This window comes from Ottowia flava (genome assembly GCF_008017535.1).
Lineage (GTDB): Bacteria > Pseudomonadota > Gammaproteobacteria > Burkholderiales > Burkholderiaceae_C > Ottowia > Ottowia flava.
Window position 1 is genome coordinate 19,971 of record NZ_VRUA01000002.1, and the last position, 15,693, is coordinate 35,663.

The following is a 15,693-nucleotide window of genomic DNA, read 5'->3' on the forward strand; positions in this document are numbered from 1 at the left end:
CGCCGCGTTCTGCGCTCAGGCCGCGGCGATGGCCTCGATCTCCAGCAGCCAGCGGCTGTCGAAGATGCCGGTGATGATCACCGTCAGCGCCGGCGCATGCGCGCCCAGCGCCTGCTGGCGCGCCACGCGGTTGGCCAGGGTGTGCTCGCGCGACGCCAGAAAGGTCGTGACTTTGACCAGGTGGCTGGCGTCCATGCCGGCGGCGCGCAGCTGCGCCATGACGTTGCGCCAGGCCAGCGCGGCCTGCGCTTCAAAGCCTTCGGGAATGTCCCCTTCGGGCGTTTCCGGGATCTGGCCGCTGACGAACAGCCAGCGCTGCACGCCTTCGACCTGCAGCGCCTGGGCGTAGCCGCCAGCGACGGCCGGTGCGTCGGGGGCATTGATGGCTTGGGTTTTCATGAAACGTCCTCGCCGCCGTGTCAGGGCGCCACGCGGTACGGCTCGTCGAAATCGACGAAGTCGTGCTCGGCCAGCGCGCCATCGATCCAGGCTTTGACGCCCGGGGTGGCGCACACGCGGTCCATGTAGGCGCGCACGTCGTCCGGCACCGGCAGCGCGTAGGTGCGCAAGCGCATGACGACCGGGGCGTAGAAGGCGTCGACCGCGCTGAAGGCGCCGAACAGCATCGGGCCGCCGTGGTGCGCCAGCAATTCCTGCCACATGCTGACAATGCGCGCCAGGTCGGCGCGCACGCCGGGCTGATCGCGCAGTGCCAATGCGCCAGCCGTGGGCAGGCTGGCTTCGATGTTCATCACACAGGCCGAGCGCAGCGCGCCAAAGCCGCCGTGCATTTCCGCGCACAGACTGCGCGCACGGGCGCGCTGGCGCCGGTCGGCCGGCCAGACGCCTTGGTCGGGAAAGCTTTCGGCCAGGGTTTCGACGATGGCCAGCGTGTCCCAGACGGCCAGGTCGCCATCCACCAGCACCGGCACGTTGCCCACGGGCGTGATGGGCGCCAGCGTGGCCTTGAAGGCCGATTCGGGGCCGAAGGAGTCGAAGCGCACCATGACCTCGTCGAACGGAATGCCCAACTGCGTCATGAGCACCCAGGGCCGCATGGACCAGGACGAGTAGTTCTTGTTGCCGATGTAGAGCTTGAGCATGCGATGTCCCTCCAGAACAGCCTGTCATGCTAGCGCGTGGCGCACCGGCGATCCATGCGCTTTTTCCTTGCCATTGATGCGCTGCGCGCACCGGCAACGGCGGGGATGGGCCCAACCCGACGGCGTCAGGGCTCGTCGCGGCTTTCCGTGCGCTCGGCCGGCAGCAGGTGCGGCACCAGGGCGAACACCACCAGCGCGAGCAGCGTGGCGATCAGCGCCGTCACCTCGCGCCCCATGCCACAGGCCATGCCGATGGCAGCGGTCATCCACAGCCCGGCCGCGGTGGTCAGGCCGCGGATGTGCTCGGCACCGCGCGCTTCGGATTTGAGGATGGTGCCGGCGCACAGAAAGCCGACGCCAGCCACCAGGCCCTGCACCACGCGGCTCAGGTCCGCCGGCTCGACCCCCATCTGCTGCGGCAGCATGACGAATAGCGCCGAGCCCATGGCCACCAGCATGTGGGTACGCACGCCCGCCGCCTTGCCGTGGCTTTCACGCTCGTAGCCCAGCACGCAGCCCAGGGCCAGCGCGAGCAGCAGGCGCACCAGAATGCGCACGGCTTGCCCGATGTCGGGCACATCCGAAAACTCGGCGGCGAGCACCTGCAGCACGGTCGGGGCATCGGCGGCGTTCATGGCGTGGGCCATTGTGCGGTCGCTGGCGCCGCTACCGGCGTAGGACGCGGGCGCTGATGCGCAGCGCTCCCCGTTGCGGGTGCTGGCGCCATCGGCCACAGGACGCCAAACGCTATCGAATCAGAAGCTGCTCGCGCAGATCCAGAAAGGGCCGGAGGCCGAAAAGGCTTGAAACCCGACTCAGGGCAGGTCGCGGCTCAGATCGGGTTGGCCCCCCAGGGGACCCACCTGGCCCAGTCGCGCCTTGATCGACTGCGCCTGGCCCGTGAGCAGCGCCGCGTAGTCGGTGGTGTTGGACAGCACCTTCTTCACGTAGTCGCGCGTTTCGTTGAAGGGCACGTTTTCGGCCCAGATCGCGCCTTCCATCGTGGGCCCGTTGCGCCAGTTGCGCGGGCGGCCGGGGCCGGCGTTGTAGCCGGCGGCGGCCAGGGGCAGCGAGCCCTGGAAGTCGTCGAGCGCCAGCTTCAGGTAGCTGGTGCCCAGCAGCAGGTTGGTCTGCTGGTCGTTGATCTGGTCGGCGGTGAAGCCCTGCAGGCCGATCTTGCGCGCCGTCCAGCGGGCGGTGGCGGGCATGACCTGCATCAGGCCCGACGCCCCCACGCCCGAGCGCGCGTCCATCACGAAACGGCTTTCCTGGCGGATCAGGCCGTACACGTACGCCGGGTCCAGCCCGATGGCGCGCGACTGGCTGACCACCGGCTCGCGCAGCGGCGTCGGGAAGCGCTGGGCGAAGTCCATGAAGCCCTTGGTGCGTTCGCTGGCGTTGATGCAGCGGTCCCACACCTGGCGCTGGCAGGCGAAGTCGGCGGCGGCGTACAGCTCGCGGTCGTTCATGCCGCCCTTCTGGTGCAGGTTGGTCCAGTAGTTCCATTCGCGCGCGCCTTCGCCGCGCAGGCCCAGGGCGATCGCCATCAGCGCGCGGTTCAGGCCGATGTGGGTGCGCGCCCATTCCTTTTCCTGCACCGACAGCGGCACCGGGCCGGCGGGGATGGTGCTTTGCTGGCCGATCTCCTCGCGCGCCAGCTTTTCATAGAAGCCGAAGCGCCCGGGATTGGCGGCCAGCTTCTCGAACGCCGCGCGGGCGGCGGCGCGGTCGGCGTCGCTGCGCGCCTGCGCCAGCTGGGCGCGGGCCTTCCAGTACACCCAGGCGCCGTCGTCCGCAGCCGGGGCGTCCATCGCGTCGATGGCGCGTTGCACGGTGCGCCAATCGCCCTGGCGCAGTGCGGCGCGCGCCTTCCAGGCGAGCTGGTCGTCCGGCAGATCGGCGTCGCGCGTGACCTTGGCGAAGTAGCCCGGCGCCAGGTCCGACAGGTTCAGCGCCGACCACTTGCCGATCACGCCCCAGAGCCAGTTGCGTTCCTCGGCCGTGAGCTGCACGCTCCATTTGCTGTCCAGTTGCAGCGCAGCCTGGTCGGGGTTTTGCGTGGCCAGCTTGATGAGCGCCAGCACGATCAACTCCTGCCCCTTGCGCGTGCCAACGGCGGCGCGGCTGCTCAGGTAACGGCCGGGGTTCTGCAGCAGGCTGGCGACGTCGCCCGCCACGTCGGGCGCGTCCAGCGCCACGGCGGCGCGCGCCAGGCTGGGGCGGTTGGCTTCGGTCGCCAGGCGGGCGCGCTTCCACAGGTCGGTGAAAGGCAGCGCGCCGGCCTGGTGCAGCAGGCCGGCGGCCAGCAGGCAGCCGTCGTCCAGGTCGCGCTGGGCGAACCAGTCGCGGCGCACCTGCTGCACCTGTTCCTTGCTGGCGGCCTTGCCGTTGGCGACGTCCGTCGCCACCGCGTAGCAGCGCACCTGCGGGTCGTCGGCCATGCGAAAGCGCGGGTATTCGGCGGCAAAACCGGCCCAGTCGCGCCGCTTGCCGGCCAGCAACAGCCAGTCGTTGCGCAGGCGGTCTTCCTGGTAGGTGCCGGGGTAGCGGGCGGAGAAATCCTGCACGTCGGTCAGCGTGGCGTCCTCCAGCCGCGCCTTCAGCTCCCAGTAGCCCGCCCAGGGCTCCAGGGCGTGGCCGCGCGCCTGTGGCAACAGGCTGGCCAGGCGCGCACGGTCGTTGCGGCGGAACGCGTCGCGCATGTCGAGGATGACGCTGTCGCTGACGGCAGGCGCCGCGGTGGGCGCAGCCGGCGCAGGCGACACGCCGCCGGGTTGCGCCAGGCCGGGCAAACCCGGCCACACCGCGCCGGCCAGCACCACGCCCACGGCCCGCAACGGTGTCAGAATCTTCGAAACTTGCATCGTCGAATTATGAATAAGTCGTTTGACAAGAAGGCCTTGCGCCAACGTCTGGTGGAGCAGCGCCTGCACCTGGAGGACCGCCTGGCGCGCGCCGACGCGCTGCAGGACATCCTGCGCATCTGGCTGGTCGGCCGGCCCGATACCGTGATCGGCGCGTACTGGCCAATCAAGGGCGAATTCGACCCGCTGCCCGCGCTGCACCGCTGGAAAGAGGACGGCGAGCTGATCGACGAGCCCCAGCGCCGGCGCATCGGCCTGCCGGTGGTCAACAAGGTGCACAAGACGCTCACCTTCCACGCATGGTACCCGGGGTGCCCAATGGAAGAGGACGCCTACGGCATTCCCAAACCCAAGGACACCGAAATCCTAGTGCCCACGCTGCTGTTCGTGCCCTGTGTCGGCTATGGCCCCGGCGGCTACCGCCTGGGCTACGGCGGCGGCTTTTACGACCGCACGCTGGCGGCGCTGGAGCCGCGCCCGGTCACCGTGGGCGTGGGCTTCACCAACGGCTTCATCGACGATTTCGAGCCCGAGCCGCACGACCAGCCGCTGGACGCCATCCTGAACGACAACGGCGTGGTCTGGCCGGTGGGCGGCGCCTGAGGCGCTTCGCCGTCAGTCCAAGTCGTCCCGCTCGTCCGGGTCCAGACCCTCGCCGATCACGTCGCGCGTGGCGACGGCCTGGGCGCTGAGCCAGTCGGCGAAGGCCGCCACCTCGGGCCGCTGGGCGCTGCGCTGCGCCGTCATCACCCAGTACGCCATGGGCGAGCGCATGCGCATGCCGGTGAACGGCTCGACCAGTTCGCCGCGGGCCAGCGCTTCGGCCACCAGCGGCGGGCGCGCCAGCACGATGCCCTGGCCGGACAGCGCCGCCTGCGTCATCTGGTACGCGTAGTTGAAGCTGAGCCAGCGCTTGGGCTGTGCGCGCTCCAGGCCGTGGCTGTCCAGCCAGCGCCGCCAGGTCAGCCATTCCAGGTGCGGGGTGAAGGCGTCGGCGGCTTCGATCAGGGTGAAGTTCAGCACGTCGGCGGGCACCTTCAGCGGCGCCCCGCTTTTCAGCAGCCAGGGGCTGACCATGGGCGTGACCGATTCGCCGAACAGGCGCCGCGCGCCGGGCGGCATGCGGTCGGCCGGCGCGTAGCGGATGGCCAGGTCGACGTCGGCCACGTCCAGGTCGAACGCGGTGTCGGACGCATCCACCCGGATGTCGATGTCCGGAAACTCACGCTGAAACCATTCCAGCCGCGGAATCAGCCACATCGACGCGAACGAGGCGAACGTGGTCACCGCCACCTGCTTGCGCCCGGCGCTCTGGCGGATGTGGCGCACCGCGCCGTCGATGCGCGGCAGCGCATGCGCGACCGCCTGCAGCAGCTGCATGCCCGCCGCCGTGAGTTCGACCGCGCGCGTGTGGCGCAAAAACAGCGGCACGCCCACCTCGTCTTCCAGCGACTGGATCTGCCGGCTGACGGCGGACTGCGTGAGCGCCATTTCTTCGGCCGCGATGCGGAAGTTCAGGTGCCGTGCCACGGCCTCGAAGGCGCGCAGGTAACCGGCCTGCACCGGGCGCGTACGCAAGTGAGTCTGGGAATGCAGCATGGCACGCGATTGATGCGAAAACGGGATGAATAGCGTGTCGCGATTTCATTGGACTGTCAACGGGGGGAAGGCGCACCATGACCATCCGATTAATGATTTTCTTTGTCTGTGTGGGAGTCCACCATGCGCCACCATCCTGATGCCCTTTCTCCCTTGGCCCTGCGCGCCCAGGCGCGCGGACTGTTCACCCTGCCCGCCGGCCAGGCCCAGCGCTGGCACGCTTGCCGAACCGGCGAATTGCGTGTGGTGCGCGGCCTGATGTGGGTCACATTCGATGGCCCGCACCCTGGCACCGAGGCCGGCCCGCAAGGCGACGTCTTCGTGCGGGCGGGTGAGCGTCTGGTGCTGCCCGCCGGGGCGCGGCCGGTGCTGGAATCCGTGGCCACGCCGCAGCAGGCCCTGGGCGACGCCGCGTTCAGCTGGCACGCCGGACAGCCGCTGCGCAGCGCCGCCGCCGACCTGGCGCGCGCGTTGGTCGACGCCGGGCATGCGTTCGTGCGTCTGCTGGGCGGCGGCCGCGGCCCGCGGGGCGCCTGAGCCCCGTCCGCGCGCGCCGCGGCATCGGTTGATCGGCACACGCGGCCGGTCAATCGCCACCCATGAGCTATTATTTAGATAGCTGCTTGCGCAGATGGTTGTAGCGCAAACGGCCGATTTCATCGCAAATTCCTGGCAGAGACGGCGCATCACGGAAGCCGCGCCGCGGCACCCCCGATACCCTGGCAAACCCTGCCCTGGCCGCCCGAATGGCCGGGCGATTTGGAGTAGGCTAGCGGCGAGGCCTGCAACACACCGCGCGCCCACCTGGGCCGGTCGCCGGCCCCGGCACCGAATCACCAGGAGGCATATCCCCATGACCAAGCCGCTCTCGCCCACCGAGATGGCCCTGCGCGACGCAGCGCGCGAGTACCACCGCTCCCCCACCCGCGGCAAGATCGCGGTCAACGCGACCAAGCCGCTGTCCAACCAGCTCGACCTGTCGCTGGCCTACTCGCCCGGCGTCGCCTACCCGTGTCTGGACATCCAGGCCGACCCGGCCAAGGCGGCCGAATACACCAGCCGCGGCAACCTGGTGGGCGTCATCACCAACGGCACCGCCGTGCTGGGCCTGGGCGACATCGGCCCGCTGGCGGGCAAGCCGGTGATGGAGGGCAAGGGCTGCCTGTTCAAGAAATTCGCCGGCGTGGACGTGTTCGACATCGAACTGGACGAGCGCGACCCGGACAAGCTGGTCGAGATCATCGCCAGCCTGGAGCCCACGCTGGGCGGCATCAACCTGGAAGACATCAAGGCGCCCGAGTGCTTCTACATCGAGAAGAAGCTGCGCGAGCGCATGAACATCCCCGTCTTCCACGACGACCAGCACGGCACGGCCATCATCTCCGCCGCCGCGTTGCTCAACGGGCTGGAACTCGTGGGCAAGAAGATCGGCGACGTGAAGGTGGCCGTCAGCGGCGCCGGCGCGGCGGCGATCGCCTGTCTGGACGTCATGGTGGCGCTGGGCGTGAAGCCGCAGAACGTGTTCGCCTGCGACTCCAAGGGCCTGATCTACCAGGGCCGCCCGGGCGGCTTTGACGAGAGCAAGGCGCGCTTTGCCCAGCCCGACACCGGCGCGCGCACCCTGGCCGACGTGGTCAAGGGCGCGGACGTGTTCCTGGGCTGCTCGGCCGCCGGCGTGCTGACGCCCGAGATGGTCAAGACCATGGCCGACAAGCCGGTGATCCTGGCGCTGGCCAACCCCGAGCCCGAGATCCGCCCCGAAGATGCCAAGGCTGCGCGGCCCGACTGCATCATCGCCACCGGGCGCTCGGATTACCCGAACCAGGTCAACAACGTCCTGTGCTTCCCCTACATCTTCCGCGGCGCGCTGGACTGCGGGGCGACCAAGATCACCGAGGAGATGAAGCTGGCCTGCGTGCACGAGATCGCCAACCTGGCCAAGGCCGAGACCAGCGCCGAAGTCGCCGCCGCCTACGCCGGCAAGGACCTGCAGTTCGGTGCCGACTACATCATCCCGACGCCGTTCGACCCGCGCCTGATCATGCGCATTGCCCCGGCGGTGGCCAAGGCCGCCGCCGCCTCGGGCGTGGCCACGCGCCCGATCGAGGACATGGACGCCTACCGCATGAGCCTGGAGCGCTTTGTCTACCAGACCGGCATGGTGATGCGCCCGGTCTACGCCGCCGCCAAGGCCGCGGCGCCCGACCACAAGCGCGTGGCCTACGCAGAAGGCGAGGACGAGCGCGTACTGCGCGCGGCCCAGATCGCCATCGACGACCGCCTGGCCACGCCGATCCTGATCGGCCGGCCGGCGGTGATCGAAACCCGCATCCAGAAAGCCGGCCTGCGCATGCGCCTGGGCAAGGACATCGAATGCGTCAACCCCGAGGACGATCCGCGCTTTCGCACCTACTGGGAGACTTACCATGGCCTGATGGCGCGCAACGGCGTCACCGTCGAGGCGGCCAAGGCCGCGGTGCGCCGCTCGACCACGGTCATTGCCGCGCTGATGGTGCACCTGGGCGATGCCGACGCCATGCTGTGCGGCACCGTCGGGCGTTTTGACGCGCACCTGGACCACATCCGCGACATCATCGGCGTGGAGCCCGGCGCGCCCGGCTACGCCACGCTGAACGCGCTGATGCTGCCCGAGCGCACGCTGTTCATCACCGACACCTACGTCAACGACGACCCCAGCGCCGAGCTGCTGGCCGCCATTGCCAAGATGGCCGCCGACGAGGTGGGCAACTTCGGCGTGCCGCCCAAGGTGGCCTTCGTGTCGCATTCCAACTTCGGCTCGTCCAAGCGGCCGGGCGCGCTCAAAATGCGCCGGGCGCGCGAGCTGTTCCGCGAGATGGCGCCCGATGTTGAATGCGATGGCGAAATGCACGGCGACAACGCCCTGTCCACCGCGCTGCGCGCGCAGGCCGTGCCCGACAGCACGCTGCACGGCGAGGCCAACCTGCTGGTCTGCCCCAGCCTGGATGCGGCCAACATCCTGTTCAACGTGCTGAAGATCACGGTGGGCAGCGGCGTGACCATCGGCCCCATGCTGCTGGGCACCGCCGCACCGGCCCATGTGCTGACGCCTTCGGCCACCGTGCGCCGCCTGGTCAACATGACCGCCCTGGCCGTGGCCGAAGCGGCGGCGCGCCAGCGGGCAAAGTGAACGGCGCACGCTTCACGCCGCGTGGCGAACTGAGGCTGTGCCCATTGAAAAAAGCGGGCCTCGGCCCGCTTTTTGCTACCCTATCCATAGCTGCTCGCGCAGGTGGCTGTAGGGCTGGAGGTCGATTTCTCTTGAATCAGTCCGCCCGCTGGTTTACTGCTTGAACGCTTCGATGGTGGCGCCGATGGTGACTTTCTTCGTGATGCCGAAGTCGGCGCCGAAGTTCATGCCCCACTGGCTGCGGTCGATCACGGCTTCGAAGTCGCCGCCGCAGGCCTCGGTCTTGGCCATTGGGTTGTCGTAGCAGGCGAACTGCTTGACCTTCAGGGTGACCGGGTGCGTCTGGCCCAGCAGCGTCAGTTGGCCCGGCACCTCCGTCAGCTTCCCGCCCTTGTAGACCAGGCGGTCGGACACGAAGCGCAGGGTTGGAAACTTCTCGGCGTTGAACAGGTCGGGGGCCTGCAGGTGCTTGTCGAATTCGGCCGAGCCGCTGGCGATGCTCTTGACGTCGACCGTCACGTCGATCTTGCCCTTGCGCGCCACCTTGTCGAACTCGATCGTGCCGTCGGCCTTGTCGAAGCGCGCGCGGTTGACCGAGGCGCCGAAATGGCTGATGGCGAAGGTGGCGTAGGTGTGGTCGTCGTCGATCTTGTAGGTGGCGGGCGCGGCCTGGACGGCCAGCGCCGTCAAGCCCAAGGTAGCGGCGATCAGCGAAGCGGCAAAACGAGAGGACATGCGTTGTTCTCCTGGCAGTGGGGTGAAAGGGGGCGGCGCCAGCGACCGGGCGCCGGGGCCGCAGCGCGGCGGTGCGACGGGTGGCTAGCGAAGCGGCTGAGGGGCCCGTCGGCGGGCCGCCCCATCGGACGGTCACCATCTTAGGGTCAAATGGACAGGTCATAACCCACCCGATTTCGCGGCTTTGTTCAAACCATTTGAACTCAAAAGCCATGGTAAATCCTGTTTCATGCAACGCAGCGGGCCTGTCCCTGCGTCGCACCTGCCGATCCGCCATTCACGCCCCATGAGCATTCGCCACCTCGACTCCCTGTTCCAGCCGGCATCCGTGGCCGTCATCGGCGCCTCGGAACGCGCCTTTTCCGTGGGCGGCACGCTGTGGCGCAACATGCGCAGCAGCGGCTTCACCGGGCCGGTGTTCCCGGTCAACCCGAAATACCGCGAACTGGGCGGCCAGCGCTGCTACGCGCGCGTCGCCCAACTGCCGCAGGTGCCCGAACTGGCGGTGATCTGCACGCCGCCCGCCACGGTGGTGGACCTGGTGCAGCAGCTGGCGGCGCTGGGCACGCAGGCGGTGGTGATCATCACCGCGGGCCTGACGGCGGCGCAGAAGCAGGCCGTGCTGGACGCGGCGCGCCCGCGCCTGATGCGCATCCTGGGGCCCAACTGCGTCGGCCTGCTGGCGCCGCACGCGCACCTGAACGCGAGCTTTGCGCACATCCCGGCGCGGCCGGGGCAGCTGGCCTTCGTGTCGCAGTCGGGCGCGCTGGTCACGGCCATGCTCGACTGGGCAGAGGCGCGCCACGTGGGCTTTTCGTGCTTCGTGTCGCTGGGCGAGCACGCCGACGTCGATTTCGGCGACATGCTCGACTACCTGGCCAACGACCCGCACACGCGCGCCATCCTGCTGTACATCGAGGCCATCGACGACGCGCGCAAGTTCATGTCTGCCGCGCGGGCCGCGGCCCGCAACAAGCCGGTGATCGTGGTCAAAGCCGGGCGCAGCGAACAAGGCAGCCGTGCCGCCGCCTCGCACACCGGCGCGCTGGCGGGCGCGGACGAGGTGTACGACGCCGCCATCGCGCGCGCCGGCATGCTGCGCGTGGACAGCCTGGAGCAGCTGTTTCTGGCGGCCGAGGTGCTGACGCGCTTTCGCGCGCCGATCGGCGACCGCGTCACCATCCTCACCAACGGCGGCGGCGCGGGCGTGCTGGCGGCCGACGCCGCGGCGGCCATGGGCGTGCCGCTGGCCACGCTGGGCGACGCCACCCTGCGCGAACTCGACGCCGTGCTGCCCGCCAACTGGTCGCGCGGCAACCCGGTGGACATCATCGGCGACGCGCCAGCCCAGCGGTACGTGGACGCGCTTCAGGTGCTTGCGCGCCACCCCGAAGAGGCGGGCACGATCCTGTTCATCCACGCGCCCACGGCCATTGTGCCTTCGGTGGACATCGCCCGAGCGATGGTGCCGGCCATCCAGCCCGCCGGCCAGCGCCCGGTGCCGGTGATCGCCAGCTGGATCGGCGGGCCGGCGGTGGCCGAGGCGCGCGAAGTCTTCGTGCGCGCCGGCATCGCCTGCTACGACATGCCCGAGCAGGCCGTCGCCGCCATCGGCATGCTGCAGCGCTACGCCCACAACCAGGCCGAGCTGACCGAAGCGCCGCCCGCCGATGGCGCAGCCAGCGCGCCCGCGCCCGACGCCGAGCGCGTGCGCGCCATCGTCCGCCAGGTGCTGGACAGCGGCCGCGACATGCTGACCGAGCCCGAGGCCAAGGCCGTGTGCGAGGCGTACGGCGTTCCGGTGGTCGCCACGCGCACCGTCCCGGCCGACCCGGCAGCGGCCGCGGCCGAAGCGGCGCGCCTGGGCTTTCCGGTGGTGCTCAAGATCCTGTCGGAAGACATCAGCCACAAGTCGGACGTGGGTGGCGTCGCGCTCAACCTGCAGGACGCGCCCGACGTGCACGCGGCGGCCGAGCGCATGCTGGAGCGCGTGCGCAAGGTGCACCCCGACGCGCGGCTCGATGGCTTCACCGTGCAGCAGATGGTGCGCCTGCCGCAGGCGCAGGAATTGATCATCGGCGCCAGCATCGACCGCGTGTTCGGCCCGGTGATCCTGTTCGGCCAGGGCGGCACCGCCGTCGAAGTGATGAAGGACAGCGCCATGGCGCTGCCGCCACTCAACGCTCCGCTGGCGCGCGCGCTGATCGGCCGCACACGCGTGGCGCGCCTGCTGGAGGGTTACCGCGATGTGCCGCCCGCCAACCTGGGCGCGGTGGTGCAAACGCTGGAAGCCGTGTCGCGCCTGTTGGCCGACATCCCTGAAGTGGCCGAGCTGGACATCAACCCGCTCTTGGTCAACCACGAACGCGCCGTGGCGCTGGATGCGCGCGTGCGCGTCTCGGCCGACCGCCCGGCGGGCGCGGCGCACTTCGCGATCCAGCCTTACCCGTCGGAGCTGGTGGAAACGGTGGACTGGTGGGGCCAGCGCGTCACCCTGCGGCCGATCCGACCGGAGGACGAGGCCGCGCACCGCGACTTCATGGACGGCCTGGCGCCAGAAGACCTGCGCATGCGCTTCTTTCACAGCCGCCGCCGGCTGGAGCGCGGCGAGTTGGCGCGCCTGGTGCAGGTGGACTACACCCGCGAAATGGCCTTCGTCGCCACCGCACCCGCGCCGGACGGGCGCGAGCAGACGCTGGGCGTGGCGCGCGCCATCACCGACCCCGACAACCAGGTGGCCGAATTCGGCATCATCGTGCGCCCCGGCCTGAAAGGCAAAGGCCTGGGTCAGTTGCTGATGGCTCGCCTGATCACCACCTTGCGCGCCGCCGGCACGCAGCGCCTGGCCGCCACCGTGCTCGCAGAAAACGAGCGCATGCGCACGCTGGGCCGCGCGCTCGGCTTCACCGAAACCTCGGACCCGGCCGACCCTGCCGTTGTGCACCTGAGCCTGGCGCTGCAGCCCGCCAAAACACCCGCAGGCCGTGGGGGTGCTCGCCGCAAGCCGCGGGACGCGGTCTGACCTGGCTCAAGATGGGGGTGGCGAGGGGGCGTTTACATCAATACTGATAGCTGCCTGCGCAGGTGGTTGTAGGGCCAGCGCCCTGTTTCATAGGATTTACATCACCATGGCGCCTTGTCCGACGCGCAGGACGCCAGCGTCGGTACTAGAGTGAGCATCCTGGCGGAACTTTCCTTTTAGCACTCGCTCCAAGAGAGTGCTAAAATACTTGAGCAATATGAAAGGACATTCCAAGATGACCCATACGGATTCCGCTTCCAACGCGGTGGCGCTGGCCAATCCCTGGGCCGTCGTTCCGCCGCTGGGCAATCTGGACGCCTACATCACGGCCGTCAACCGCCTGCCCATGCTCACCCAGGAGGAAGAGCAGCGTTTTGCGCGCGAGCTGCGCGACGACGACAACCTGGAGGCCGCCGGCAAGCTGGTGCTGTCGCACCTGCGCCTGGTGGTTTCCACTTCGCGCCAGTACCTCGGCTACGGGCTGCCGCACGCCGATCTGATCCAGGAAGGCAACGTCGGCCTGATGAAGGCCGTCAAGCGCTTCAACCCCGACCAGGGCGTGCGCCTGGTCAGCTACGCGCTGCACTGGATCAAGGCCGAAATTCACGAGTACATCCTGAAGAACTGGCGCCTGGTCAAGGTGGCGACCACCAAGGCGCAGCGCAAGCTGTTCTTCAATCTGCGGTCCATGAAGCAGGGTTTCAAGACCGAGGACGCCGAGGCCGACATCACCCACCGCGACGCGCTGACCGATGCGCAGATCGACGTGGTGGCGCGCGAGCTGAACGTCAAGCCGATCGAGGTACGCGAGATGGAAACGCGCCTGTCGGGCGGCGACATCCTGCTGGACCCCAGCCCGTCGGACGATGGCGAACAGGCGTTCGGCCCGATCGCCTACCTGTCCGACGCCAACCACGAGCCGACGGCCATGCTCGAGTCGGCCCAGCGCGACGTGCTGGCCACCGAAGGCATCGCCACAGCCCTGAAAGGCCTGGATGAGCGCAGCCGCCGCATCGTGACCGAGCGCTGGCTGAACGTGAACGACGACGGCTCTGGCGGCATGACGCTGCATGAGCTGGCGGCCGAGTACGGCGTCAGCGCCGAGCGCATCCGCCAGATCGAAGTGGCCGCCATGAAGAAGATGAAGGCCGCGTTGGCCGAATACGCGTGACCGTGTGCCGCGCAAGTTCGGCGCCCTACCATCCCCAACCCGCTCCGGCGGGTTTTTTTATGTCATGCCGGCTGTGGCGCCCACGCTTTGGTCAACCCCGGAGCGCCTAGTGCGCGCCGCCCCGGTACGGTACTGGCCGGGCGTGAGGCCCCGCGCTGCACGAAAGCGCCGCACCAGATGACTGGCACTGGCGTGTCCGCTGGCCGCGGCCACGGCTTCCAGGCCCATTTCGCCTGAGCACCGCAGCAAGTCGGCCGCGCGGTCAATGCGCCGGGCCGCCAGCCACGCGTGCGGGGCGCATCCGAAGGACGCGCTAAACGCGTGGGCGAAGTGGTGCTCTGACAGTGCGCAGAAGGCCGCCATCTCGCCCACGGTGATCTGGTCGGCTAGGTGTGCCTGCAGCCAGTCGGCCAGCCGGCGACGCAGCGCCGGCGCCAACCCGCCACGCAGGCGCTGCCCCGCCGTGCGCTGGCCATGGGCGATCAACAAGTGCGCCAGCACAGCATGGCCCAGCTCGCCTGCTTGCAGGCGAGCCTCGGGCGTGGACCAGTCCAACCCGGCCAGCCGCGCCATCAGGCCGGTGAGCACGGCGTCATCGGTGAAATTCAGCTCCGGCAGGCGCACCTCGCGCGGCTCGCGGTCGAGCAGTCGCAGCGCCAGGGGGCCGAGCTGCTCCGGCGCGAAGTACAAGTGCACAAAGTGCTGCAGCTCGCCCACCACCCAGTTGACGGGCTGGCCGGCCGGCATCAGGCAGAACTTCCCTGGGGCGCCGCGCTGCTGCGGCGCATCTTCGCGAAAGGTGCTGCGCCCCCCGTCAAGGTAGAGCGACATCGTGTGGTGCGTGGGCAAATAGCGCACCGCGTCGTATTGGTTGGACCACAGCGCGACCGACAGCCCGTCGCCCAGCGCAGCACGCCGGTGCAGGCGCGCCCGCGAAAGCCGCAGCGCGTCGTCCACCCGGCTGGGGCTGACAGGGGTGTGGACTTGGTCGGCATCGGGCATGCTGCACTGTAACAACGCGGCGGTGCCGCCAGCGCTGGGCGGCGCACACAAACCGCAGAAACGTGCAATGCAGTGCAGCGCCGCGGGCCGACACTGGTCGGCGCCATGAATACCTTTCTTTACGTCATCACAGTGCTCGTCTGGGGCAGCACCTGGATCGCGCTGAAGCTGCAATTGGGTAGCGTGCCCATTGTCTGGTCGATCGTCTGGCGTTTTGCGCTGGCGGCGGCGGTGCTGCTTGCGCTGCTGGTCGCGCGGCGCCAGCTGCGGCCGCCTGTGCGGGCCGCGTGGTCGCTGGTGGCAGCCCAGGGGGTGTGCTTGTTCTGCGTGAACTTCATCTGCTTCATGAACGCCAGCCGCTTCATTCCGTCCGGGCTGGTGGCGGTGGTGTTTTCCACTGCGACGCTGTGGAATGCGCTGGGTGCGCGGTGGGTGTTTGGTCGCCCGTTGACTGCGCCCGTGCTGGGCGGCGGGGCCTTGGGACTGGCGGGCCTCATAGCGATGTTCTGGCCTGAGATTGCGGCGCACGGCGCTGGCGCGCAAACGCTGGCGGGCCTTGGCTGGGCTTTAGGCGGCACGCTGTGCTTTTCATGCGGCAACCTGCTGTCGGCGCGCCTGCAGGCGCTGGGCGAAACGCCGCTGTTGACTAATGCGTGGGGCATGGCGTGGGGCGCGTTAGTGCTGGCGGTGGGCAGCCTGGCGGCGGGCGTGGCCCCGTCGTTCGACGCCTCGCCCACCTATGTCCGCGCGTGGCTGTATCTGGCGGTCGCCGGCTCGGTGGTGGGTTTCACCGCGTACCTCATCCTGGTCGGGCGGCTGGGGCCAGAACGTGCGGCCTATTGCACGGTGCTGTTTCCGCTGGTTGCGCTGACCATCTCGTCGGTCGTTGAAGGCTACCGCTTCACCACACCGGCGCTGGCCGGGTTGGCGCTGGTGATGGCGGGCAACGTCATCATCTTCCGCAAACCTCGGCGCATTCCGGTCGGCGCCCAACCATCGACCAAATAAGGCTCTGGCGTTGGCAGGAC

13 protein-coding genes are annotated in these 15,693 nt (G+C 69.2%); 6 read left to right on the forward strand and 7 right to left on the reverse strand.

The annotated features are described in order from the left end of the window. Positions 1-15: 15 nt before the first annotated feature. The 4 genes from FVQ98_RS02245 to FVQ98_RS02260 form a co-directional block, all read right to left on the reverse strand. On the reverse strand, positions 16-399 hold the full coding sequence (locus FVQ98_RS02245; RefSeq protein WP_147911805.1) for a RidA family protein: 384 nt from the start codon (positions 397-399) through the stop codon (positions 16-18). Between the two features lie 20 nt (positions 400-419). Continuing rightward, positions 420-1,103 (reverse strand): glutathione S-transferase family protein, encoded by a 684-nt coding sequence (locus FVQ98_RS02250; protein ID WP_147911806.1) that lies wholly within the window; start codon positions 1,101-1,103, stop codon positions 420-422. A gap of 125 nt (positions 1,104-1,228) precedes the next feature. Further along, the gene (locus FVQ98_RS02255) at positions 1,229-1,738 is read right to left on the reverse strand and encodes an MgtC/SapB family protein (protein WP_147911807.1); all 510 of its coding nucleotides are present in this window, start codon (positions 1,736-1,738) and stop codon (positions 1,229-1,231) included. A gap of 180 nt (positions 1,739-1,918) precedes the next feature. Next, positions 1,919-3,967: a lytic transglycosylase domain-containing protein gene (locus tag FVQ98_RS02260; RefSeq protein WP_147911808.1), complete on the reverse strand. Its 2,049-nt coding sequence runs from the start codon at positions 3,965-3,967 to the stop codon at positions 1,919-1,921. 9 nt (positions 3,968-3,976) lie between these two features. Between FVQ98_RS02260 and FVQ98_RS02265 the strand changes: the two genes are divergently transcribed. Further along, positions 3,977-4,570, forward strand: coding sequence for a 5-formyltetrahydrofolate cyclo-ligase (locus FVQ98_RS02265; protein WP_147911809.1), 594 nt, complete (start codon positions 3,977-3,979; stop codon positions 4,568-4,570). Positions 4,571-4,582: 12 nt separating this feature from the next. On the opposite strand, the gene FVQ98_RS02270 is transcribed toward FVQ98_RS02265, so the two are convergent. Beyond that, on the reverse strand, positions 4,583-5,566 hold the full coding sequence (locus FVQ98_RS02270) for a LysR substrate-binding domain-containing protein (protein ID WP_147911810.1): 984 nt from the start codon (positions 5,564-5,566) through the stop codon (positions 4,583-4,585). A gap of 123 nt (positions 5,567-5,689) precedes the next feature. On the opposite strand from FVQ98_RS02270, the gene FVQ98_RS02275 reads away from it, so the two are divergent. Further along, positions 5,690-6,103 (forward strand): DUF2917 domain-containing protein, encoded by a 414-nt coding sequence (locus FVQ98_RS02275; RefSeq protein ID WP_147911811.1) that lies wholly within the window; start codon positions 5,690-5,692, stop codon positions 6,101-6,103. 316 nt (positions 6,104-6,419) lie between these two features. Next, entirely contained in the window at positions 6,420-8,735 is a 2,316-nt protein-coding gene (locus FVQ98_RS02280; protein WP_147911812.1) for an NADP-dependent malic enzyme, read from the forward strand. Between the two features lie 153 nt (positions 8,736-8,888). On the opposite strand, the gene FVQ98_RS02285 is transcribed toward FVQ98_RS02280, so the two are convergent. Continuing rightward, positions 8,889-9,470, reverse strand: a complete 582-nt coding sequence (locus FVQ98_RS02285) for a YceI family protein (protein WP_147911813.1) — start codon at positions 9,468-9,470, stop codon at positions 8,889-8,891. 286 nt (positions 9,471-9,756) lie between these two features. Between FVQ98_RS02285 and FVQ98_RS02290 the strand changes: the two genes are divergently transcribed. After that, entirely contained in the window at positions 9,757-12,492 is a 2,736-nt protein-coding gene (locus tag FVQ98_RS02290; RefSeq protein ID WP_147911814.1) for a bifunctional acetate--CoA ligase family protein/GNAT family N-acetyltransferase, read from the forward strand. A 235-nt stretch (positions 12,493-12,727) separates the two neighbouring features. Continuing rightward, positions 12,728-13,663 carry an RNA polymerase sigma factor RpoH gene (rpoH, locus tag FVQ98_RS02295; protein ID WP_147911815.1) on the forward strand — a complete coding sequence of 312 codons (936 nt, stop codon included), beginning with the start codon at positions 12,728-12,730 and terminating at the stop codon, positions 13,661-13,663. Positions 13,664-13,720: 57 nt separating this feature from the next. Here the strand turns inward: rpoH and FVQ98_RS02300 are convergent, their stop codons facing one another. After that, positions 13,721-14,665, reverse strand: coding sequence for a helix-turn-helix domain-containing protein (locus tag FVQ98_RS02300; RefSeq protein WP_147911816.1), 945 nt, complete (start codon positions 14,663-14,665; stop codon positions 13,721-13,723). Between the two features lie 105 nt (positions 14,666-14,770). Between FVQ98_RS02300 and FVQ98_RS02305 the strand changes: the two genes are divergently transcribed. Continuing rightward, positions 14,771-15,673 (forward strand): DMT family transporter, encoded by a 903-nt coding sequence (locus FVQ98_RS02305; protein WP_147911817.1) that lies wholly within the window; start codon positions 14,771-14,773, stop codon positions 15,671-15,673. The last annotated feature ends 20 nt before the right edge of the window (positions 15,674-15,693 follow it).